Source organism: Aeromonas rivuli, assembly GCF_020149575.1.
GTDB lineage: Bacteria > Pseudomonadota > Gammaproteobacteria > Enterobacterales > Aeromonadaceae > Aeromonas > Aeromonas rivuli.
The window spans coordinates 3,732,362-3,754,585 of sequence record NZ_CP079742.1 but is presented as its reverse complement, the minus strand read 5'-3'; the positions used below and the strand labels follow the sequence as shown (position 1 = coordinate 3,754,585).

23 protein-coding genes are annotated in these 22,224 nt (G+C 56.0%); 20 read left to right on the top strand and 3 right to left on the bottom strand.

Going from position 1 to position 22,224, the window contains the following annotated elements; genetic code table 11:
• Positions 1–156: 156 nt before the first annotated feature.
• Genes nhaA through KYK33_RS17255 form a run of 4 tightly spaced genes read left to right on the top strand, consistent with a single transcriptional unit; the run spans position 157 to position 3,013 of the window.
• Positions 157–1,347 (top strand): Na+/H+ antiporter NhaA, encoded by a 1,191-nt coding sequence (gene nhaA, locus KYK33_RS17270; RefSeq protein WP_224431310.1) that lies wholly within the window; start codon positions 157–159, stop codon positions 1,345–1,347.
• Positions 1,348–1,361: 14 nt separating this feature from the next.
• A complete protein-coding gene (locus KYK33_RS17265; protein ID WP_370736623.1) occupies positions 1,362–1,751 on the top strand; it encodes a hypothetical protein in 390 nt (129 codons plus the stop codon).
• Positions 1,738–2,670 carry a transcriptional activator NhaR gene (gene nhaR, locus KYK33_RS17260; RefSeq protein ID WP_042044201.1) on the top strand — a complete coding sequence of 311 codons (933 nt, stop codon included), beginning with the start codon at positions 1,738–1,740 and terminating at the stop codon, positions 2,668–2,670. Before KYK33_RS17265 ends, nhaR begins: the two co-directional genes overlap by 14 nt.
• A 49-nt stretch (positions 2,671–2,719) precedes the next feature.
• Entirely contained in the window at positions 2,720–3,013 is a 294-nt protein-coding gene (locus KYK33_RS17255; RefSeq protein ID WP_224431309.1) for an ArsR/SmtB family transcription factor, read from the top strand.
• Between the two features lie 48 nt (positions 3,014–3,061).
• Here KYK33_RS17255 and rpsT read toward each other — a convergent pair whose 3' ends face one another.
• Complete coding sequence (gene rpsT, locus KYK33_RS17250) at positions 3,062–3,325, bottom strand: 30S ribosomal protein S20 (protein ID WP_005892298.1); 264 nt, start codon at positions 3,323–3,325, stop codon at positions 3,062–3,064.
• Between the two features lie 191 nt (positions 3,326–3,516).
• Between rpsT and murJ the strand changes: the two genes are divergently transcribed.
• The 12 genes from murJ (at position 3,517) to KYK33_RS17190 (ending at position 17,380) form a co-directional block, all read left to right on the top strand.
• Positions 3,517–5,082, top strand: a complete 1,566-nt coding sequence (murJ, locus tag KYK33_RS17245) for a murein biosynthesis integral membrane protein MurJ (protein WP_224431308.1) — start codon at positions 3,517–3,519, stop codon at positions 5,080–5,082.
• A gap of 61 nt (positions 5,083–5,143) precedes the next feature.
• Positions 5,144–6,118, top strand: coding sequence for a bifunctional riboflavin kinase/FAD synthetase (gene ribF / locus KYK33_RS17240; protein ID WP_042044198.1), 975 nt, complete (start codon positions 5,144–5,146; stop codon positions 6,116–6,118).
• Positions 6,118–8,979 carry an isoleucine--tRNA ligase gene (gene ileS / locus KYK33_RS17235; protein WP_224431307.1) on the top strand — a complete coding sequence of 954 codons (2,862 nt, stop codon included), beginning with the start codon at positions 6,118–6,120 and terminating at the stop codon, positions 8,977–8,979. The genes ribF and ileS overlap by 1 nt, the downstream gene beginning before the upstream one ends.
• Positions 8,979–9,494 (top strand): signal peptidase II, encoded by a 516-nt coding sequence (lspA, locus tag KYK33_RS17230; protein WP_224431306.1) that lies wholly within the window; start codon positions 8,979–8,981, stop codon positions 9,492–9,494. The genes ileS and lspA overlap by 1 nt, the downstream gene beginning before the upstream one ends.
• The gene (fkpB, locus tag KYK33_RS17225; RefSeq protein ID WP_224431305.1) at positions 9,491–9,946 is read left to right on the top strand and encodes an FKBP-type peptidyl-prolyl cis-trans isomerase; all 456 of its coding nucleotides are present in this window, start codon (positions 9,491–9,493) and stop codon (positions 9,944–9,946) included. Before lspA ends, fkpB begins: the two co-directional genes overlap by 4 nt.
• 79 nt (positions 9,947–10,025) lie before the next feature.
• Positions 10,026–10,961, top strand: a complete 936-nt coding sequence (gene ispH / locus KYK33_RS17220) for a 4-hydroxy-3-methylbut-2-enyl diphosphate reductase (RefSeq protein WP_042044194.1) — start codon at positions 10,026–10,028, stop codon at positions 10,959–10,961.
• 109 nt (positions 10,962–11,070) lie between these two features.
• On the top strand, positions 11,071–11,475 hold the full coding sequence (gene tppA / locus KYK33_RS17215; RefSeq protein ID WP_224431304.1) for a type IVa pilus pseudopilin TppA: 405 nt from the start codon (positions 11,071–11,073) through the stop codon (positions 11,473–11,475).
• A 6-nt stretch (positions 11,476–11,481) separates the two neighbouring features.
• Positions 11,482–12,057: a type IV pilus modification protein PilV gene (gene pilV / locus KYK33_RS17210; protein ID WP_224431303.1), complete on the top strand. Its 576-nt coding sequence runs from the start codon at positions 11,482–11,484 to the stop codon at positions 12,055–12,057.
• 17 nt (positions 12,058–12,074) lie between these two features.
• Positions 12,075–13,058 (top strand): PilW family protein, encoded by a 984-nt coding sequence (locus tag KYK33_RS17205; RefSeq protein WP_310504072.1) that lies wholly within the window; start codon positions 12,075–12,077, stop codon positions 13,056–13,058.
• Entirely contained in the window at positions 13,055–13,486 is a 432-nt protein-coding gene (gene tppD, locus KYK33_RS17200; RefSeq protein ID WP_224431301.1) for a type IVa pilus pseudopilin TppD, read from the top strand. Before KYK33_RS17205 ends, tppD begins: the two co-directional genes overlap by 4 nt.
• Before the next feature lie 10 nt (positions 13,487–13,496).
• Positions 13,497–17,099 (top strand): PilC/PilY family type IV pilus protein, encoded by a 3,603-nt coding sequence (locus KYK33_RS17195; RefSeq protein WP_224431300.1) that lies wholly within the window; start codon positions 13,497–13,499, stop codon positions 17,097–17,099.
• Positions 17,096–17,380, top strand: a complete 285-nt coding sequence (locus tag KYK33_RS17190) for a TapY2 family type IVa secretion system protein (RefSeq protein WP_224431299.1) — start codon at positions 17,096–17,098, stop codon at positions 17,378–17,380. The genes KYK33_RS17195 and KYK33_RS17190 overlap by 4 nt, the downstream gene beginning before the upstream one ends.
• Positions 17,381–17,382: 2 nt before the next feature.
• Here the strand turns inward: KYK33_RS17190 and KYK33_RS17185 are convergent, their stop codons facing one another.
• The gene (locus tag KYK33_RS17185) at positions 17,383–18,024 is read right to left on the bottom strand and encodes a GspH/FimT family pseudopilin (RefSeq protein ID WP_224431298.1); all 642 of its coding nucleotides are present in this window, start codon (positions 18,022–18,024) and stop codon (positions 17,383–17,385) included.
• On the opposite strand from KYK33_RS17185, the gene KYK33_RS17180 reads away from it, so the two are divergent.
• Genes KYK33_RS17180 through luxS form a run of 4 tightly spaced genes read left to right on the top strand, consistent with a single transcriptional unit; the run spans position 18,023 to position 21,117 of the window.
• Positions 18,023–19,645, top strand: a complete 1,623-nt coding sequence (locus tag KYK33_RS17180; RefSeq protein WP_224431297.1) for an NAD+ synthase — start codon at positions 18,023–18,025, stop codon at positions 19,643–19,645. The genes KYK33_RS17185 and KYK33_RS17180 overlap by 2 nt on opposite strands.
• A 9-nt stretch (positions 19,646–19,654) precedes the next feature.
• A complete protein-coding gene (glnB, locus tag KYK33_RS17175; RefSeq protein WP_005895417.1) occupies positions 19,655–19,993 on the top strand; it encodes a nitrogen regulatory protein P-II in 339 nt (112 codons plus the stop codon).
• On the top strand, positions 19,993–20,589 hold the full coding sequence (locus KYK33_RS17170; RefSeq protein ID WP_042044188.1) for a transglycosylase SLT domain-containing protein: 597 nt from the start codon (positions 19,993–19,995) through the stop codon (positions 20,587–20,589). Before glnB ends, KYK33_RS17170 begins: the two co-directional genes overlap by 1 nt.
• 18 nt (positions 20,590–20,607) lie before the next feature.
• The gene (gene luxS / locus KYK33_RS17165) at positions 20,608–21,117 is read left to right on the top strand and encodes an S-ribosylhomocysteine lyase (protein WP_005895411.1); all 510 of its coding nucleotides are present in this window, start codon (positions 20,608–20,610) and stop codon (positions 21,115–21,117) included.
• Between the two features lie 74 nt (positions 21,118–21,191).
• Here the strand turns inward: luxS and KYK33_RS17160 are convergent, their stop codons facing one another.
• Entirely contained in the window at positions 21,192–22,214 is a 1,023-nt protein-coding gene (locus KYK33_RS17160; protein WP_224431296.1) for a GGDEF domain-containing protein, read from the bottom strand.
• Between the last annotated feature and the right edge of the window lie 10 nt (positions 22,215–22,224).

Here is a 22,224-nt window from a genome sequence, read left to right as displayed (position 1 = left end):
TGACCTAATGCCCAGTGGCTTGATATATGCTTATAGCCGCTCATTAAGATTTTGCCTTCGGTTTTTCCGTTGGTTTAGGCTGTAAGAAACGATTTTTCATTGTTCCCATCCCTGTCTAGACTGAATCCAATAGGATTTTTGGGGGATAGCTTGACCATGAGTGATGTATTAAAACGCTTTCTGAAACTGGAGTCCGCTTCGGGGATTATTCTTATCCTGGCGGCACTGGTTGCTATCTTGCTCGCCAACTCCAGTTTGGCTGATGCCTATCAAGCCTTTCTCAACACCCCGGTTCAGGTGCGTATTTCTGCACTGGATATCCACAAGCCCCTGCTGCTCTGGATCAACGATGGCTTCATGGCCATCTTCTTCCTGCTGGTCGGTCTGGAGGTGAAGCGGGAGATGATGGAAGGGGCACTCTCTTCCAGGGAGCAGGCGACCTTCCCGGCCATTGCTGCCGTGGGGGGCATGTTGGTGCCTGCGCTGCTCTATTCCTTCTTTAACTACTCGGACGACGTGACCCGGGCAGGCTGGGCCATACCGGCGGCTACCGACATCGCCTTTGCCCTCGGTGTCATGGCGCTGCTCGGCAAGCGGGTACCGACCAGCCTCAAGGTGTTCCTGCTGGCGCTGGCCATCATGGATGACCTGGGGGTCATTATCATCATTGCCCTTTTCTACACCCAGCAGTTGTCACTGACGGCGCTGGCGGTGGGTCTGGTGGCCACGCTGATCCTGGTGTGGATGAATCGCCGGGGTGTGGATCGCATCTCCCTCTACATGCTGGTCGGTTTGGTGCTCTGGGTTGCCGTGCTCAAGTCAGGTGTCCATGCGACCCTTGCCGGGGTAGTGGTTGGTTTCCTGATCCCCCTCAAGGGGGTGCGCCATGTATCGCCGCTCAAGCACCTGGAACATCAGCTCCATCCCTGGAGTGCTTATCTGATCTTGCCGCTGTTTGCCTTTGCCAATGCTGGCGTCTCCCTCGATGGCATAGGGTTGGACACCTTGCTGAGCCCTGTGCCAATGGGCATCGTGCTGGGTCTGTTCGTGGGCAAGCCACTGGGCGTATTCACCATCAGCTGGTTGTCGGTGCGTCTGGGCATAGCTCAGCTGCCACCTGGGGTTAACTTCCGCCAGATCTTTGCGGTCAGCATTCTGTGCGGCATAGGCTTTACCATGTCGATGTTCATTGCCTCCCTGGCATTCGAGCACGGCGGCATGGATTACGGCAGCTACTCGCGTCTGGGCATACTGGTCGGCTCTACCCTGGCCGCCGTGGTGGGCTATGTCGCCCTGCGCTTGTCCCTGCCCAAGGGGATCGCCAATCAGAGTACGGAGGGGTTATGAGGAAGATTGTGGTGATGTTGATGCTGCTTGGGCCGACCATGGCATGGGCCAGCGGGTTGGAACAATGCAAGCAGGATGCCGTTTCGCCTGACTGCTCCGCCTATCTCGATGGTGTAGTGGATGGCGCCCTGGGCATGGGCGATCAACAGGCCCGCGCCCGCTTTGGGGAAACCTTCCAGGAGCGAGCGCTGCGCAGCCGGGTCGGTGAGCGACTCAAGCATGACAACAAACGCTACTGTGACCAGCGCCGACCCGATGCCGTCAAGTTGAAACAGACCCTGATTAACCAGTTCGCGGCAAACAAGGTTGACTCGGTCAGCGACATGTATGACATTCTGGCGGTTGAACTCAGCTGCTACCGGAGTCCGCGCAGCGCGGAAACCCCATCGGATGTCACACCTTAATTACAACCACCTCTACTATTTTTGGATGACTCAGAAGAAGGGCTCCGTCACTCAGGCGGCGGAGGCACTCTTCCTCACTCCCCAGACGGTCACAGGCCAGATCAAGCTGCTGGAGCATCGACTGGGGGGCAAGCTGCTCAAACGCAAGGGACGCTCTCTGGAGGCCACCGAGCTGGGCCAGCTGGTGTTTCGTTACGCCGACAAGATGTTCAGCCTCTCCTACGAGATGCTGGATATCGTCAACTACCGCAAGGAGAGCCAGATACTGTTCGACGTCGGTATCGCCGATGCGCTCTCCAAGCGCCTGGCTAGCCGGGTACTGCTCTCCGTCATTCCTAATGATGGCTCCATCCATCTGCGTTGCTTCGAATCGACCCACGAGTTGCTGCTCGAGCAATTGAGCGAGCACAAGCTCGACATGATCCTCTCCGACTGTCCGGTGGACTCCAGCCAGCATGCCGGCCTGCTCTCCAAGCGGCTCGGCGGCTGTGGGGTCAGCTTCTTCTGCAAGGCACCATTGCCTGAGAAACCCTTTCCCGCCTGTCTGGAGGAGCGCAAGTTGCTCATTCCGGGTCGCCGTACCGCCATGGGGCGTCAATTGACCCAGTGGTTCGAGCAGCAAGGCATCTCCCCCAGCATTTTGGGCGAGTTCGATGACGCGGCGTTGATGAAGGCGTTCGGTTTCTTCAACCAGGGTATCTTTATGGCGCCCACCATCTACCGGGAAGAGATACTGGAAGGGGAGGGGGTCATGCTGATCGGCGAGACCCAGGACTTGATGGAGGAGTATTATGTCATCTTTGCCGAGCGGATGATCCAGCACCCGGCGGTCAAGCGGGTATGCGAGAGTGACTTCTCTTTCCTGTTTGCCGGGCAGGAGAACTTTTCCACCATACAGCCAGCGACCCTGTCGTTTTAAATTGAGGCCAATCAAGCTATTATCGCCATTGACGTCAGAGGAGAGCGCCATGGTACTGGAGGCGAATGCAGGCAGGGCGGTAGCCTTGCTCAAGGCGCTGGCCAACGAGAGAAGGCTGTTCATTCTTTGTCAGCTGCTAGACAAGGAGTTGTCGGTGGGCGAATTGAATGAAGTACTTGGCTTGAGCCAGTCTGCGTTGTCACAACACTTGGCTGTACTGCGGCGGGATGAGTTGGTGGAGACGCGAAAAGAGGCCCAGACGGTCTATTATTCGCTGCGCAGCCATGAGGTGCGCGAGATGATAGGTTTGTTGCACACACTTTACTGCACGACAGATAAATAAAAAACCGGCACAGAGGCCGGTTTTTTTGCTTTATTCAGCGGAAGCTGATTAAGCCATAGCTTTGATCTGGGCAGACAGGCGGCTCTTGTGACGAGCAGCTTTGTTCTTGTGGATCAGGCCTTTGGTAGCCATGCGATCCATGATCGGCTGAGCGGTAGCGAAAGCAGCAACGGCAGCAGCTTTGTCGCCAGAAGCGATGGCAGCAATTACTTTCTTCAGATAGGTACGGGTCATTGAACGACGGCTGGCGTTGTGTTGACGACGTTTCTCTGACTGAATCGCGCGCTTCTTAGCAGATTTGATATTAGCCAAGGTAAAACTCCTAAAACTGTCTTAGCGAGTGTATTGAAAAGGCCCGGAAATATGCCTTCTCAACCACATATTGTCAAATGATTTGTGCAAATAAACACCGCCCCCCGGTGGTGTGTCAGTTGGGAGGCGGTTAAACTGTCGGCCGATTCTAGCAGCATTCTTTCCATTCTGACAGTTCCAGAGGCCTCGTCTTGAGTAAGAAATTGATCAAATCCGGTATGATAGTGTCCTCAATGACACTGGTATCCCGTGTGATGGGCTTGGTTCGCGATGTGGTCATCGCCAATCTGCTCGGTGCCGGCGCGGCTGCCGACGTCTTCTTCTTTGCCAATCGTATTCCCAACTTCCTGCGGCGGCTCTTTGCCGAAGGTGCTTTCAACCAGGCGTTCGTCCCCGTCATGACCGAGTACAAAAAAAATGGCGATGAGCGGGAGGTGCGCGAGCTGCTGGCGGCGGTGGCGGGGACCCTTGGCGGCATAGTCACCATAGTGACTCTGCTCGGTGTGCTGGGCTCCGGTGTGCTGACGGCGCTGTTTGGCTGGGGCTGGTTCTGGGACTGGTTACATGGTGGTCCGGCCGCCGAGAAGTTCGAGCTGGCCAGTTTGATGCTCAAGATAACCTTCCCTTACCTCTGGTTTATCACCTTTACCGCCATGGCGGGGGCCATACTCAACACCTTCGGCCGCTTCGCCGTCTCCTCCTTTACCCCCGTCTTTCTCAACATCACCATGATAGCGTCGGCCTGGTGGATAGCCCCGCTAATGGAGAGGCCCGAGCTCTCCCTGGCAATCGGGGTCTTCTTGGGCGGCTTGGTACAGTTTCTATTCCAGTATCCTTTCCTTCGCCAAATCAACATGTTGGTATGGCCAAAGTGGGGCTGGCATCACCCCGGGGTGGTCAAGATCCGTACCCTGATGATCCCGGCGCTGTTTGGCGTCTCGGTCAGTCAGATCAACTTGTTGATCAACACCATGCTCGCTTCCTTCCTGGCCACCGGTGCCATCAGTTATCTCTACTACTCGGATAGGCTGCTGGAATTCCCGCTCGGGCTGTTTGCGGTGGCTATCAGCACCGTCATCTTGCCTGCCTTGGCCAAAAAACATGTGGATTCAGATCCTGCCGATTTTTCCCGCACCATGGATTGGGGGGTGCGCATGGTGATGCTGCTCGGCCTGCCCGCCATGATCGGGATTGCCATGCTCCGTGAGCCTATACTGCGGGTGCTGTTCATGCGTGGTGAGTTCGGTCTGCATGAGGTGGCGATGTCCAGTGCCAGTCTGCTGGCCTCTACCACGGGCCTGTTGTCACTGATGCTGATCAAGGTGCTGGCCCCAGGCTACTATGCACGCCAGGACACCAAGACTCCGGTGCGGATCGGCATCATGGCGATGGTGACCAACATGGTGTGCAACCTCATCTTCATCTACCCCCTCGGCTATGTGGGATTGGCGCTGGCCACTGCCTGTGCCGGGACCCTGAACGCCGCCTTGTTATTCAAAGGCTTGTATCAACAGAGCGTCTATCGCCCATCCCGTCAGACCGGGTTCTTCTGCCTCAAGTTATTGGCGGCGACCCTGATGATGGGGGGGCTGCTTGGCTACCTGTCACCGGATCTCGCTCAATGGGGAGCCTGGAGCATGGCCAAGGCGAGTTGGGAGCTGACGCTGCTGCTGCTGATAGGGGGCGGCGTCTACGGGATCTGCCTGCTTGTGCTCGGAATTCGGCCACGACACCTGAAATCCAGCCGCGAGGGCTGATCCAGACCGCCGCCTGATATATAATCCGGCGATTTCGACAGCAGCAGAACACAAGGCACTGATGGAGCTTATCCGCGGTATTCACAATCTCAAGCCCCGTCACCAGGGCTGTGTGTTGACCATTGGCAACTTTGATGGGGTCCATCAGGGTCACCAGGCTGTGTTGACGCGCTTGCAGGAGAAGGCTGCGGCGCTTGGGCTGCCAGCTTGCGTCATGCTGTTTGAGCCTCAGCCTCTGGAGCTGTTTGCAGGGGATGACGCACCTGCCCGCCTCTCCCGCCTGCGAGAGAAGGTGGAGGCGCTGGCGGCGCTGCGCATAGACCGTTTGCTTTGCGTGCGCTTTAGCCGCGAGTTTGCCGCCCAGTCCGCCGACACCTTTATCAAGCAGCTGCTGGTCGAGAAACTGGGGGTTCGCTACCTGGTGGTGGGGGATGATTTCCGCTTCGGCAAGGGCCGGGAAGGGGATTTTCAACTGCTGCAACAAGCCGGGCGCCGTCACGGCTTCGAGGTGGTCAGCACCCAGAGTTTCCAGCTTGCCCGCCAGCGGGTCAGCAGCACCCTAGTGCGGGAAGCCCTCAGCGCGGGCCGCCTGGCCGAGGTGGAACTGATGCTCGGTCGTCCCTATGCCATCACTGGCCGGGTGGCTCATGGTGACAAGCTGGGGCGCACCATAGGTTTTCCGACGGCCAACCTTGCCCTCAAGCGCCGGGTCAGCCCGGTCGGTGGCGTGTTTGCGGTGGAAGTGGTATGTTCCGGCAATCTATTCCCCGGTGTCGCCAATGTGGGTGTGAGGCCGACGTTGAGCGGCTCGCAGGCCAGATTGGAAGTACATTTATTTGATTTTTCTGGCGATCTCTACGGTCAACAGGTCAAGGTGCTGCTTCGCCACAAACTGCGCGAAGAGCAAAAATTTGCCTCTTTCTCCGCCTTGAAAGAGCAGATCGAACGAGATGCCCAGGCAGCCCGAGCCTGGTTTGGGCTGCCGTTATTCAATTTACCCAGCACTCTTTTAGAAAAGAAGGGAACCCAGGACTGATGAGCGACTATAAACACACCCTGAATCTTCCGGAAACCGAGTTCCCGATGCGTGGCGATCTGGCCAAGCGCGAACCCGGTATGCTCAAGCGTTGGTACGATCAGGATCTCTACGGGGCCATTCGCCGCGCCAAAGCGGGCAAGCCTTCATTTATCCTGCATGACGGCCCTCCCTATGCGAACGGCAGCATTCACATCGGTCACTCGGTCAACAAGATCCTCAAAGACATCATCATCAAGTCCAAGGGGCTGTCCGGTTTTGACTCCCCCTATGTGCCGGGTTGGGACTGCCATGGTCTGCCCATCGAGCTGAAAGTGGAAGGCAAGGTTGGCAAGCCTGGCGTCAAGGTTTCCGCTGCCGAATTCCGCGCCGAGTGTCGCAAGTACGCCAAGACCCAGATTGAGGCCCAGAAGACCGACTTCGTCCGTCTGGGCGTGTTGGGGGATTGGGAGAAACCCTACCTGACCATGGACTTTGGCACCGAAGCCAACATCATCCGCTCCCTGGCCAAGATCGTCGACAACGGCCACCTGCACAAAGGCTCCAAGCCAGTGCACTGGTGTACCGACTGTGGCTCCGCCCTGGCTGAAGCCGAAGTGGAGTATTACGACAAGGACTCGCCCTCCATCGATGTGCGTTTCAGGGCCGTCGATGAGGCTGACGTGGCGGCCAGGTTCGACTGTGCCGAGGGTCATTTTGGCCGTGGCGCGCTCTCCGTCGTTATCTGGACGACCACCCCCTGGACCCTGCCGGCCAACCGTGCCGTCGCGCTGCATGCGGATCTGGACTATGCCTTGGTCCAGGTTGAAGGTGAGCACCCGGAGCGCCTGATCCTGGCCGCCGATCTGGTCAAGGACGTGATGGATCGTGCCGGGTTCGAGAAGTTCCACAATCTGGGCTATGCCAAGGGCGCAGCCCTCGATCTGCTGCGCTTCAAGCACCCGTTCTACAACTTTGATGTGCCCATAGTACTGGGTGATCATGTCACCCTGGATGCCGGTACCGGCGCCGTGCACACGGCACCTGGTCACGGTCAGGAAGACTTCGTGGTCGGCCAGAAGTACGGTCTGGAAGTGGCTAACCCGGTTGGCAGCAACGGCGTCTACCTGCCGGATACCCAGCTGTTCGCCGGCCAGCATGTGTTCAAGGCCAATACCGCAGTGGTCGAAGTGCTCAAGACTCATGGTGCCTTGCTCCATCACAAGATGTTCAATCACTCCTATCCGCATTGCTGGCGTCACAAGACCCCAATCATCTTCCGTGCCACCCCCCAGTGGTTCATCAGCATGGAACAGAAAGGGCTGCGCAAGCAGGCGCTGGCCGAGATTGAGCGCATCGAACAAGATGGCATCGCGCAGCAGGGTCAGAGCGGCTGGGTACCGGCCTGGGGCAAGAACCGCATCCAGGCCATGGTCGAGAATCGCCCGGACTGGTGTATCTCACGTCAGCGTACCTGGGGTGTGCCCATCTCCCTGTTCGTCCACAAAGAGACCCAGCAGCTGCACCCGGAATCCGTGCGCCTGATGCACGAAGTTGCCAAGCGGGTCGAGCAAGAAGGCATCCAGGCCTGGTGGGATCTGGACAAGGCCGAGCTGCTCGGAGCCGATGCCGACAACTACGACAAGGTGCCTGACACCCTGGATGTCTGGTTTGATTCGGGCTCGACCCACTCCTCTGTAGTCGCTGCACGCCCCGAGTTCAACGGCCACTCCGCCGACCTCTACCTGGAAGGTTCGGATCAGCACCGTGGCTGGTTCATGTCTTCCCTGATGATAGGGGTGGCCATGAATAACAAGGCGCCCTACAACCAGGTTCTGACCCACGGCTTCACCGTCGATGGTCAGGGTCGCAAGATGTCCAAGTCCATCGGTAACGTGGTCAGCCCGCAAGATGTGATGAACAAGCTGGGTGCCGACATACTGCGTCTGTGGGTAGCCAGCACCGACTATACCGGCGAGATGACGGTCTCCGACGAGATCCTCAAGCGCAGCGCGGATGCCTATCGCCGCATCCGCAACACAGCCCGCTTCCTGCTGGCCAACCTCAGCGGTTTCAACCCGGCAACCGACATGGTGGCACCTGCCGACATGGTGGTGGTGGATCGCTGGGCCGTGGGCCGTGCTCAGGCTGTCCAAGCCGAGATCATCGAAGCATATGAGTCCTACAACTTCCATGGGGTGACTCAGAAGCTGATGCAGTTCTGCTCCATCGAGATGGGCTCCTTCTATCTGGATGTGATCAAGGACCGTCAATACACCGCCAAGGCTGATGGTCTGGCCCGTCGTTCCTGCCAGAGCGCGCTGTATCACATCGCCGAGGCTATGGTGCGCTGGATGGCGCCCATCATGAGCTTCACCGCCGATGAGATCTGGGCGCTGCTGCCGGGTGAGCGTGCCGAGTTCGTGTTCACCGAAGAGTGGTATGACGGCCTCTATGGCCTGGCTGCCGGTGAACAGATGGGGGATGAGTTCTGGGCCGAGCTCCTGACCGTGCGCGGTGAGGTGAACAAGGCCCTGGAAGCCGCCCGTGGTGAGAAGCGTATCGGCGGTTCTTTGCAGGCCGAGCTGACCCTGTTCGCCAAGCCTGCTCTGGCCGAGCGTCTCAATGCCCTGAGCGACGAGTTACGTTTCGTGCTGCTTACCTCCAAGGCCAACGTAGTCCTGGCAGACAGCATGCCGGAAGGTAGCGTTGCGACCGAGCGTGACGATTTGTGGCTGAATGTAGCCCAGTCTGCGGCCGCCAAGTGCGATCGCTGCTGGCACCATGTGGAAGACGTGGGCACCATAGCAGGTCACGAAGAGATCTGTGGCCGCTGCGTCAGCAACGTTGAGGGTGACGGCGAAGCTCGTCAATTTGCCTGATGAAGATGACTCATGAAAAGAGTGGCCTGCGCTGGCTGTGGCTGGCGGCTGTGGCCTTCATCCTTGACCAGGCGACCAAGTTGGCTGTGGTCAAGATGCTGCCGTTTGGCTACCCGGGGGTGGAGATCTCCCCCTTCTTCAACCTGGTGCATGTCTACAACAAGGGTGCGGCATTCAGCTTCCTGGCCGAACAGGGGGGCTGGCAGCGCTGGTTCTTCGCCCTGTTGGCCTTCGCTATCTGTGGCCTGCTGATACATTGGCTGCGCAAGCAGCCGGTGAGCATGCGCTGGAGCGGTATCGCCTATTCGCTCATCATCGGCGGGGCCCTTGGTAACGTGTTCGATCGGCTGGTGCTGGGCCATGTGGTCGATTTCCTCGATTTCTACTGGCAGCGTTCCCACTGGCCTGCGTTCAACCTGGCCGACAGCTTCATCTTCATCGGTGCGACCATGATAGTGCTGGAAGGTTTTCGAAGCGAAAAGGCGGCGAGCAAGCACGGCAAGGAGTCGGTATGAGCAAGCTCATCAGCCATGACAGCACTGTGCTGTTCCACTTCACCATCAAGCTGGAAGATGGCTCCGTCGCCGACAGCACTCAGTTGCACGGCAAACCGGCCCGTCTGACAATGGGGGATGGCAGCCTGACCGATACCTTCGAGCAGTGTTTGCTGGGCCTGCGGCAAGGGGAGGCCAAGAGCTTCACCTTGGCGCCGGAGCAGGCATTTGGTCTGTCCAACCCGGACAACATCTACCATCTGGACCGAGCCAAATTCGGTGCGGATGTGGAGCCCACCGTCGGCGCCATCATCGTCTTCGACCAGCCCAATGGCGGCGAGCTGCCCGGCATAGTGCGGGCGGTGGAAGGCATATCGGTCACGGTCGATTTCAACCACCCCCTGGCCGGTCATACCGTCACCTTCGAGGTGGAGATCCTGGCCGTCGATGACGTGGAAGAGGTGCATGGATAGTGGATATTCTACTGGCTAACCCCCGTGGCTTTTGTCGCGTTGATGTCGATGGTGCCCTCAGCATGAGTGAGGTGATCTGATGGATATTCTACTGGCTAATCCCCGTGGCTTCTGTGCCGGTGTCGATCGTGCGATCAGCATCGTCGAGAGTGCGCTGGAAAAATTCGGTGCTCCCATCTACGTGCGTCACGAAGTGGTGCATAACCGCTACGTGGTGAACAAGCTGAAAGATGCGGGAGCCGTCTTTGTCGAGGAGCTCGACGAGGTGCCGGACGACAGCATCGTCATCTTCTCCGCCCACGGCGTGGCCAAGACAGTGCGCGAGATGGCCAAATCCCGTGCCCTCAAGGTATTCGATGCCACCTGTCCGCTGGTGACCAAGGTGCACATGGAAGTCCACCGCGCTAGCCGCAAGGGCTCAGAAGCCGTGTTGATTGGCCACGCAGGCCATCCTGAGGTGATCGGCACCATGGGGCAGTATGAAAACCCTGAGGGCGGCATGTATCTGGTGGAGACGCCGGACGATGTGGTCAAACTCAAGGTGAAGAACCCGGATGATCTCTGTTTTGTCACCCAGACCACCCTGAGCGTGGATGAGACCTCGGATGTCATCGATGCCCTGCGCAAGCAGTTCCCCAAGATCCAGGGGCCGCGCAAGGACGATATCTGCTACGCCACCCAGAACCGCCAGGATGCGGTACGGGAAATGGCCGGGCTGGTGGATGCCATGCTGGTGGTCGGTTCGCGCAACTCCTCCAACTCCAATCGCCTGCGCGAGCTAGCCGAGAAAGTGGGGGCCCGTGCCTACCTGATCGACGACGCTACCATGATAGAGCCAGTCTGGTTGGAGGGGGTCAAGACCATAGGTGTGACGGCGGGTGCCTCAGCGCCTGAGGTACTGGTGAAGAATGTCATCGCCCGGCTGCGTGAGCTGGGGGGCAAGATCGTAGCCGAACACCCGGGCCGCGAAGAGAACGTGGTGTTCGAAGTTCCCCCTGAACTTAGAATTATTTAGTTAGCCCTGATCAGGCTTAAGAACAAAGTGTGAAGATACTGACGCCAGGTTTGTTGCAATGACAAATCTGGCGTTAGACTAAGAAATATTCAATCGCCAAGGATGGGTCATGATTGGGTCTTTTCGAGGTTTTTCTCTCATTGAACTGATGATCGTGGTCGCCATAGTGGCGATCCTCGGTGCAATTGGTTACCCCTCTTATCAGCGCTATGTGCTGTCTAGCCACCGTGTTGAAGCCAAAAAGATGCTGTTGGATGCCGCTAACCGGCAAGAAACCTATTTTATGGACTTTAACAGCTACGCCTCGGCGGCAGGTCCTCTCAACATGCCTGACGTTTCTGATTCCGGCTACTACCATCTGGTGATCTCTGCCGCAGCAAATAGCTACATTCTGTTTGCGACGGCATCAGGTGCTCAGGGGCAAGACAGCGACTGTATTATCTTTTCCCTCGATCAAGATGGAGCCACACAGGCAGAAAATTTGGCCGGGAGTCAAAACGATGAATGCTGGTAAGAGACAATGTTAACCAGCACTCTTCTGAAGAGGCGGCAACTCCAGCATGGCTTTAGTCTGCTGGAAGTGATGATCGCCGCCGTGGTGCTCTCCTTCGGTCTGCTGGGGCTGGTTGCCATGCAGGCCACTGCCAAATTCTCCAGTTACGAATCCCGTCAACGCACTATTGCCAGCTGGCTCGCCAACGATCTGGTCGAGAGGGTGAGGATCAACAAAGACAGCTGGTCGGGTCAAACAGTTGACCTGATCTCCGGAGGCACTAATCAGGCCCTGCCTGGATGCGCTAACGCAGATGGCACCATGGCCGCGTGCAGCCGCAGCGACTTGCGCAACCTAGACCTCTTTTACTGGCAACAGTCGCTATTGGGCGCAGGGGTATCGGGGGCGGCCTCTTCCTTGCAGGCCCCTGTAGGCTGCGTAATACGGGGTGCTAACAATAGTCTCACTGTCGGTATCTTCTGGCGTGGCAAGGAGGCGCTGTCCGATGGAGCCAGTGCCGTGGCCGATGTTCGGGACGACTGTGGGGTGGATGATGTGGCAGATAACCAAAGGCGTCAGTTTGTCCTGACGACGACGCTATGAAGTCCGGGGGATTCACGTTGATTGAGTGGCTGATCGCCATGGTGATTGGCGTGTTTCTGGTGGGAGGCGGACTGAGTATCTTTGTGGTGTCTCGATCCACTACCGAAGACTCCTTTGACCAGAGTGAACTGCAGGAAAATGGCCGGGTGGCAATGCGCTTGTTGACTCAGGATCTAAAGTGGGCTGGCTTCTGGGGAGATTATACTGGTCTGCCCATGACGGTTGGGCAAGGGGTGACCCTTAGCAGTGGTGCTGCGATTGCGGGTTCAGATGACTGCTTGGATGAGTTGGGACGCGGCAGTTTGCCAGCTAGTGCAGGCTCAATCCGCCCACTCTGGGTGACTAGGGTTGATAACAGTAAAGTGATCACAGGTGGCGCCTTTGCCTGCATACCTGCAGCGTCACGTATGGCCAATACAGATGTGATCAGCATCAAGAGACTGATCGGGCGCCCTCTAGCTGATGGGGTTGCCACGGGAAACCGTTTCTACCTTGCGACAACCACCCAAGCGGCCCAGATGTTTAAAGGGGGTGAGGCTGTGCCTAGTGATGCGGCCATGCCAGCGCGTCAGCTATGGGAATACCAGCATTTTGTCTACTATCTCTCCCCAAATACAGCGACAGGTAATCCAGAGCTGAGAAAGCGCTACCTGACTGCAAATGGTGGGTCACTTCTCATTGGTGGTGCCATGGCCGAAGGGATCGAGAGGCTGAGTGTGCTGTTTGGGGTCGATGATAGCTTGGTACCGGACGGAACTATTGAGCGATATGTAGCGACCAATAATGTGACTGACCAAGAGTGGAGTGAGGGGCGTGTTATTGCCGCCAGAGTCTTTATTCTGGTGCGATCGCTGCGCGCTTCGACCAATTATGTAAATAACAATATCTATCAGGTTGGCAGCGTCAGCGTACAAGGGAATGGCGATGGCTTTCGTCGGCTGTTGTTGGAGACGAGTGTCTCCTTGCGTAACCCGGCGATGATCTTAGGGGGAGGGGCATGAAAACCCAGCGTGGTGTGGCGTTGATTGTTGCACTCTTTATCCTGCTGCCGTTGACCCTGATTGCCGTGGTGGTCATGCAGTCATCAGGCCAAGATCTCAAGATGGCGGGCTCTGCCGCCAGCTTGCGCCAGGCCGAACATCAGTTGGAGGGAGTCATTGAGGCTGCCATGCGAAGTAACAATGTCTCGACTCTGATCGCTAATATGGGCGCCAGTGCGGCCGTCAATGTAAACAGCAGCAATGTCTCGGCATCCGTTGCCTTGATCGATCGCGCCGAAACCGTGTGCAAGCGCAAGTTCGATGCCAGCAGCCAGAATGTGATCCCCGCTTGTAAATATGTTGAGATGCAAGCGGAGCTGAATTATGGCAAGCATGCTCGACCAATGGATTGGACTGTCGGGGTTGAGCAACCACTGCTCACCAAATAGGAGCAAAGATATGTGGTTACGCAAAGCTGGAGTGGCATTGTGCTGGAGCTGTCTGGTGCTGTGTGCAACGACCGTCAGGGCGGATGATACCGAACTGTTTATCTATGACTTCAATAAAGCTGGTGACTTCAGACCCAAGGTGCTGCTGATATTTGATAATTCCGGCAGCATGAGCGAAACCATGGAGCAGGTGAAAGAGTCTTATAATCCAGCGACAACCTACCCCCCTCTCTCCAGTGATCCAGATACAAATAGCAGTAAAAAATATATATATTTTTCGACAGATGGTTCGGTGCCAGAAATAACCAGCACCAAGCGTTTTTCCGATAAGATAAATGCTTGCGCTACATCAAAAACACCATTGGCTAACATAGGCTATTTTCAATCGCAAGTTTGGACATACGAGGTCAACAACGGCACCCCGCCTGGACGTGGTCGAGGTGATTGGAATTCAATCAGTAGTTATCGGGAAAGCAGTATATATTTGGTCGACTGCAAACAGGACGTTCTTGCCAGTAACCCTGCAAATCCTTACACAGGGAGCTGGTCCGTTGGGAGTGGATATCCAGTTGATAAAACAGGTAATAATAGCGGAACTTGGTTTTATACCACAAATATAAATAACTATGATAACGCCAGCAACACTAGCGTGCTACTCTATTCTGCCAATTATATTCGCTGGTATTATGGGCCCACAGGTTTTTCTATTCAATCGAGGCTGCGCATTGCCAAAGATGCGGTGAGTGGGCTGATATCATCCACGCCCGGTGTTGATTTCGGTCTGGCGGTGTTCAATCGAAATGATGATAGTGATAACAATGGTGGCCGTATTTTACGGGATATCCTAGGGAACGAGATAACCTTGGCAAATGGTAAAACGGGTGAGCAAGATTTGCTGGATAGAGTGGAAGAATTGACAGCTAGTACCAATACACCTTTGTGTGAAACGTTGCGTGAGGCATATCAGTTTTTTGGTGGTAAGTCAGTCGTATATGGCTTGCAAGGAGGAACTCGAGATAAGTCTGCCGAGAATCCAGAGGGAACCTATGAGGCACCCTATGATAACTGTTCAAATAATGGTTATGTTATTTATATCACCGACGGTGAACCGACCCAAGATACCTCTTCAGATACTTTCGTTCAGGGGTTGGTAAACACACTCACAGCCGACGAGAAAGCGGCTTATGGCTCTACTGTTTCTTATGGTTCAGGGAATAACAGAAGGAGTAGTTATTTAGCTGCTTTGGCTGGTTATATGAAGCACAAGGATGTTAATAGTGTGTCACCCGGAACTCAAACAGTAACGACCTTTACTGTTGGGTTTGGTGATGAGGCGATTACCGGTGCGGGGAATTTACTGGCCGAGGCAGCGAGAAGAGGTGGTGGTGAGTACTATCCCGCGACCAATGCGTCAGCATTAACGGATGCACTTAAATCATCTTTGTTGGCCATCCTTCGTATAAATACATCTTTAGTGTCACCGGCTATCGCCAGTAATAACTTTGACCGTACCCGAAGTCTGAACAATATTTACTATGCCATGTTCGAACCAGATGATGGCCCCAGATGGCGTGGTAATCTCAAAAAACTGGAGTTTTCTGCCGATGGCTATGTGGTGGACAGTAGAGGGCTGCCAGCCATTAAAGCGGATGGAACTATTATTGATAGTGCACAAACCTTCTGGTCATCTGGAAGAGATGGTAACAAAGTCGCCGAGGGTGGGGCTCAGGAGATGTTAGCGGCCAAGAGCAATCGAAACCTTTATGTCATCAATAAAGGACAAGGCAGGCTGGATTCGCTCACTAAAGCTAATCTGGTAGCGCAAGCGGGTAGTGAAGCTGCATTGATGAGCTTTATGGAGGTCAGTGATACTACTGAGTTAGATAAGTTAATTAACTGGTCCAAAGGGTCTGATGTCGATGATGAGGATTTTGATTCATCGACCCTTATTCGAAGCCATATTATGGGTGACCCCCTCCACTCTCGTCCTTTGGTTTTGAACTATGGCCCCCAATCCGGTAATCCTAGCGATGCCCCTGACTTAAGGATTCTGTTTGGTACAAATGCCGGCTTCCTGCACATGTTTAAAGATATGGGGAGAACAGTAGATGAAAGCTGGGCGACCATCCCTTATGAATTTATGAGAAACCAGCAAGCCCTGCGAATCAACGCTGAATCGGCAGAGCATATTTATGGTGTTGATTCTTCCCCTGTGGCCTTGATAAAAGATGCCAATAGAAATGGTGTTCTGAAATCATCGGAGGGGGATTTTGTCTGGCTTTTCACCGGACTGCGCAGTGGTGGTAATGCCTATTATGCGTTCGATATATCCTCACCAGATACGCCAAGTCTGAAATGGAATCTTAATGCTCAAACAGCAGGCTTTGGCGGATTAGGGTTGACATGGTCTGTGCCGGAGGTTGCCTTTATTCCAGGGGTCACGGATCCAGTGCTGATTTTTGCAGGTGGATATGACGTGAATAAGGACGAGCTGGGCTTGGGAAGTGGCGATAGCCTGGGGCGCGGGATTTATATCGTGGACTCGACCAATGGCAACTTGCTATTCAGTGCCACACCTGGTGTGACGTCGACTAAAAACCTTCAGGTGTCAGGTATGGACGATAGTATGCCTGGCTCTGTTGCCACACTGGATAGTGACGGTGATGGCAAGATAGATAGAGTCTATGTGGGTGACACCGGCGGTAATATCTGGCGTATGGATATATTCACTGATGCCAACAGCCCACAGGCAGCGTTGACCCTCAGCCGGCTCAGTGTGATCAAATTGGCAAACTTGGGGTCCGACAATGTTCAGGCCGATGATCGTCGATTCTTTACCCAACCGATAGTGGTTCGAACCATCAATAAGCAGGTCACCCGTACCGTTGTGGGAGGAGACCCTAGATACTCCTACCAGGAGCGTCCCTTCGATGCTGTGTTGATCGGCAGTGGCGATCGTAACCGTCCCTCATCGGAGTCAACGGTCCACAATGGTTACTTTATGTTGCGTGACTATGATGTGGCCGTGCGAAGTTCTACTAGTGCCGTGCCTGCTCCCATTCTCGCCTCCAATCTTTATGATGTGACGAACGATCCCTTGTCAGCACAAACCACAGATGACGGCATACTGACAGTTAAAGCGGGGATCACCAGTGCCAAGGGGTGGGTAAATTGGCTCAATGAGCCGGGCGAGAAATCCATGGGTGCCGGTGTGGTTCTGCAGGGAAAACTCTACTTCACTTCCTTCTTGCCACAAGTTCAGTCTTTCCAGCAATGTACCATTCAATCCATCGGGGCCGCTCGTCAGTACATGGTGGATATGCACTACGGCACTTCATTTAAATATGTGGTCGACTTGGATGGCAATAAGACGCCAGAAAGGTATGTCGAAGTGCAAAACAAGGTGGCCGATGATCTGGTGGTGCATGCAGGGGATGACGCAAAAATTCGGATCATTGGTGGTGGTACTGGCGATGAAGTTATCCTGAAAGATGATGGCAGCGGCGAACCAGAGCGCTGTACCGGAGCTGGCGAATGTGTCCAGGGGGCGGAAGAAGCTGAGATGGATATGTCGCCCAAGAAAATCTACCTGTATGAAGGAGAAACACAATGAGGCTTCTCTCTTGGATGGTGGCGCTTGGTCTGAGCATGCCGGTAGGAGCGCAGGCTGCCGATATGAAGTGTTATGTCGAGTTGGCCAGCGGCCAGCGAGTGGTGTTACAGGGCACTATGGGGGACGCGTCCCCCATGGCAATACAGGAAAAATTCAAGGGCAAGGGATACGAGGTCAATGGTGTCATTCAACCTGTGAACAAGGTGTTGGAGTGCTTGCCTTTGGGGGAGGTCTTTCAGTCGAAAGAAGCGAAGCTGCAGGATGCGAATCAGCTGAGGTAACGTTAAGGACAGATGTTGTTCTGGGTTGCCTGAGTGGAGCGTCCTGATGGGGCAATGACCAGATTAATCTGAGCCATGCCTTGAGCGCAAAGATTGAGGGTCGCATTTGTACCCAGGCTGGAACCATCGGGGCTGAACAGTGTGGTACGCCTGTTATTGACAACGGTCATGTTGCCCGGGAAGGGGTGACTCCTAGCGAGTAACAGCTCTCCTCCATTGAAGGCATTGCTCGCATCATCATCAATAAAGATCAGCATCTGGGTCGGGTTGGCGAGGACGCAACTGTCGTTGGCATCGGCCAGGCAGGCAGTGACCGAGAACTGATTGTCAATGGCTTGGCTGCGAGCAAAGCGCAGGTGCTTTAATAACGTGCGGGATTCAAACTTGAGGGTATTCTCATTTACCAGACTGGACAGGGCGGGAGCACCGATACCGAGCAGAATGACCCCCAGACTGACGGCTATCATCAGTTCAAGCAAGGTAAACCCCTTCATCTGCCTTTCCATGGATGAAATCTCCGCTGATTGACTACAGCTTATCTGCTTCACGCCAGAGTGCCAGGCAAAGTACAAGGGTTGAGCTGGCACAGCCAGCGCCTTTTCTTTATCATTCCCCATCATTTCGGTTGAAAGAATCATCGCCATGGCAAAAGCCCTCTCCCTGATGCTTGCCCAGTTAAACCTGACGGTAGGCGCCATCGAAGATAACTGTGACAAAATTCTGGCCGCTGCCGAGCAAGCCTCAGCACAAGGGGCCGATCTGCTGGTCTGCTCCGAACTGGCCCTGACCGGCTATCCGCCGGAAGATCTCTTGTTGCGCGCCGATCTCATGATACGGGTCGAGGCGGCCCTGGCTCGCGTTGCCGCCTGGCAGGGCTCCTGTGCCATCTTGCTGGGCCACCCCTGGCGCGAGGATGGCAAACTCTACAATACCGCTTCCTTGTACGATAACGGTGAACTGCTGGCCCGCTATTTCAAGCAAGATTTGCCCAATTACGGGGTCTTTGACGAGAAGCGTTACTTCAGCGCCGGCAACGAGGCCTGTGTGGTGAACTTGCGAGGCCATCAACTGGGCCTGCTTATCTGCGAAGATCTGTGGCAACCGGGTCCGGCCATGGCCGCCAAGGCGGCGGGGGCTGAACTGCTGCTCACCATCAACGCCTCGCCCTATGACAAGGACAAGCCCTGGATCCGCCGTGAGCTGATGACGGAGCGCTGCGGCCAGACTGGCCTGCCGCTGGTCTATCTCAATCAGGTATGCGGTCAGGATGAGCTGGTGTTCGACGGCTGCTCCAAGGTGTTCAACGGCCAGGGGGAGCTGACTCACAGATTGGCTCCCTTCGCAGAGGAGCTGGCGCTGGTTCATTTTGACAATGGTCAGCCCCGCAAGGAGCGCGAGCCTGCGGCGCCTCTGGCTCCCCTGGCCGAGGTCTATCAGGCGTTGGTGCTGGCGGTACGTGATTACGTCACCAAGAATGGCTTCCAGGGCGCCGTGCTGGGTCTGTCCGGCGGTATCGATTCGGCATTGACCCTCGCTATCGCCGGCGATGCGATTGGCAACGACAAGGTACAGGCGGTGATGATGCCGTTCCGCTACACGGCTCAGATGAGCGTGGAAGATGCCAAGGAGCAGGCCGAGCGAATGGGAGTTGAATTCAACATCATCTCCATCGAGCCCATGTTTGAGGGCTTCATGACTCAGCTTGCCCCCCTGTTCGAGGGCACCGCCCGAGATACCACGGAAGAGAACCTGCAGGCGCGCTGCCGCGGTGTGCTCTTGATGGCGCTCTCCAACAAGCGGCGCCGCATCGTACTGACCACCGGCAACAAGAGCGAGATGGCCGTGGGTTATGCCACCCTGTATGGTGACATGGCGGGCGGCTTTGATGTGCTCAAGGACGTACCCAAGACGCTGGTGTTCCAACTCTGCGAATACCGCAACAGCGTCGATTATGTGATCCCGCAGCGGGTCATCGACAGGCCGCCTTCGGCAGAGCTGGCCCCTGACCAAGTGGATCAAGACAGCTTGCCCCCCTATGAGATCCTCGATGCCATCTTGCAACGCTATGTGGAGCAAGATGCTTCGGTCGCCGACATGGTGGCGGAGGGCTTTGAGGAAGCCACGGTGCGCAAGGTGATCCGGCTGGTGGACATCAACGAATACAAGCGCCGTCAGGCCGCGGTGGGGCCACGTATCTCGCCCCGTAATTTTGGTAAGGATCGCCGTTACCCCATCACATCCGGGTTTGGCAAACAGAACTGGTAAGGAGTCACCATGAAGAAGATTGAAGCCATCATCAAGCCATTCAAGCTGGACGATGTACGGGAAGCCCTGGCCGAGATCGGCATCAACGGCATGACGGTCTCCGAGGTCAAAGGCTTCGGACGCCAGAAGGGTCATACCGAGCTGTATCGCGGCGCCGAATACATGGTGGATTTCCTGCCCAAGGTCAAGGTTGAGCTGATCGTGCAAGACGAGGAGCTGGACGCCTGCATCGAGGCTATCCAGAACACGGCCCGCACCGGCAAGATAGGGGATGGCAAGATCTTCGTGTGTGAGGTTGAACGGGTGATCCGCATCCGCACCGGCGAAGAGAACGAAGACGCTATCTGATGTGGAAGCGCCTCGTGCTTGGGAGCCTGTCGTTGGGGCTCGCCGCCTGCAGTAGTTCGCCGCCGGCCCAGCCGGAAAATCTGTGTCAGATCTTTCGTGAGAAGCCTGACTGGCATGAGGCGGCCCTCGACATGTCGAAGCGTTGGGGCACGCCGGTCCAGGTGGTGATGGCCATGATGTATCAGGAGTCCTCCTTCGTACATGATGCCCAGCCACCTATGGGGTATTTCCTCTTTATCCCCACGGGACGGGCCAGTTCGGCCTATGGCTATGCCCAGGTCAAAGATGATACCTGGGATGATTATCAGCGGGAGACCGGCAACAGCTGGAGCAGCCGCGATGACTTTGCCGACGCCATCGATTTTATGGGCTGGTACACTAACAAGGCTCAGAAGCTCAATGGCACCTCCAAGTGGGATGCCTACGGCCAGTATCTGAATTATCACGAAGGCTGGGGTGGCTATCGCCGTGGCAGCTACCGCAGCAAGGGGTGGCTGATGAAGGTCTCCCGCAAGGTAGAGGCCCGTGCCCAGCGCTACGGAGCCCAGTATCGACAATGCAAGGATCAGCTCTCCAGCGGGGGCTGGTTTTCGTAACTAATCAGGAGTTCAGACATGCCGTTATTGGACAGTTTTACCGTCGACCATACCCGTATGGAAGCCCCTGCCGTGCGGGTGGCCAAGACAATGCAGACCCCGAGCAAAGACACTATTACCGTGTTCGATCTGCGCTTCTGCTTGCCGAATCAGGAGATCCTCTCCGAGCGTGGCATCCATACGCTCGAACATCTCTTTGCTGGCTTCATGCGCGATCACCTCAACGGTGACGGGGTCGAGATCATCGATATCTCCCCCATGGGTTGCCGCACCGGCTTCTACATGAGCCTGATAGGCGCGCCGGATGAGGCGCGGGTTGGCAAAGCCTGGCTGGCGGCCATGGCGGATGTGGTCAAGGTGCAGGATCAGTCCCAGATCCCCGAGTTGAACCTCTATCAGTGCGGCACCTATGCCATGCACTCTCTGGATGAAGCTCAGGATATTGCCCGCAACGTGCTGGCTCGTGGGGTGGGTGTAAACCACAACGATGCGCTCGCCTTGCCGGAAGAGCAGCTCAAATCCCTGTAATAGGGGAAGACAAATACGAGAGGGGCCGCTGATAGCGGCCCCTCTTTTTGGTGGCGGGTAAGCAGGCAAGTCCGTCAGAGTGCCAGTGGCATCACCCGGTTACGACCCAGTTCCTTTGCCTTGTAGAGCAGCTTGTCGGTACGTTCTACCAGGGTATCCCCCGTCTCCTGGCCGTTGAACTCACCGACCCCGAACGACGAGGTGATGTGATCGATGCGCTTGCCAGACTTGCGATCCAGGATCGACATCTTCTCTATGGCACGACGCAGACTCTCTGCCATCTGACGGCTAAGGGAGAGGTTGCGGCCAGGCAGCAGCAGGGCGAACTCCTCACCGCCGAGGCGGTAAGCTGTGATGCCATCCCGGCAGCCTTCGCGCATGCGTTGGCTGAAGGCGCGCAGCACCTGATCGCCAAGCAGGTGGCCGTATTCGTCGTTGAAGCTCTTGAAGCGATCGATATCGGCCAGGATCAAGGAGAAGGGATGACGGCTGCGGATCAGGCTCTCAAGTTCCAGCCCGAAGGCGCGTCGGTTGAGCAGGCCGGTCAGCGCATCCTCATTGGCGAGTTTGCGGGTCTCGTTGAGCATCTCCCTCAGCTCCTTGATCTCCTTCTCGGCATTGCTTAGCTGGCTGCGAAAGTGCATGGTCGACATGCGCACATCGCGAGACTCGCGCACCAGATCCCGTAATATACCCATGGTATCGTCGAGGCTGAGCCCCTCATCCTCGATCTGGCTCAGTCGATCGAAGCTGCGATCCAGCATGGTCTGAAAGGCGCCGGTGTCTGACAGTGCATCCTGCATGGTATGGCCAAGTTCGCTGGTCATGGCCGCGAGGCTTAGCTTCATGGTTTCGATCTGCTGTTCGTCCTGAGCCGCCAGATGCTGATGGAACAGGCGCTCGCAGGTCGTCAACGAGCAGGTGCCCTGCAATTTGATGGCCTGATCGATGGCGTGATTCAGCTCGGGCATGCTGGCCGACACATAGCTATACCAGAGGGTATAGTTGGCAGGCGTGGTGGGGATCTGATACTTGATCATCAGAGGAACCGCCTGCTTCAGGTAGGCGGCGGACTGCGCGAATGAATCCTTGCTCATGAGTTCCATG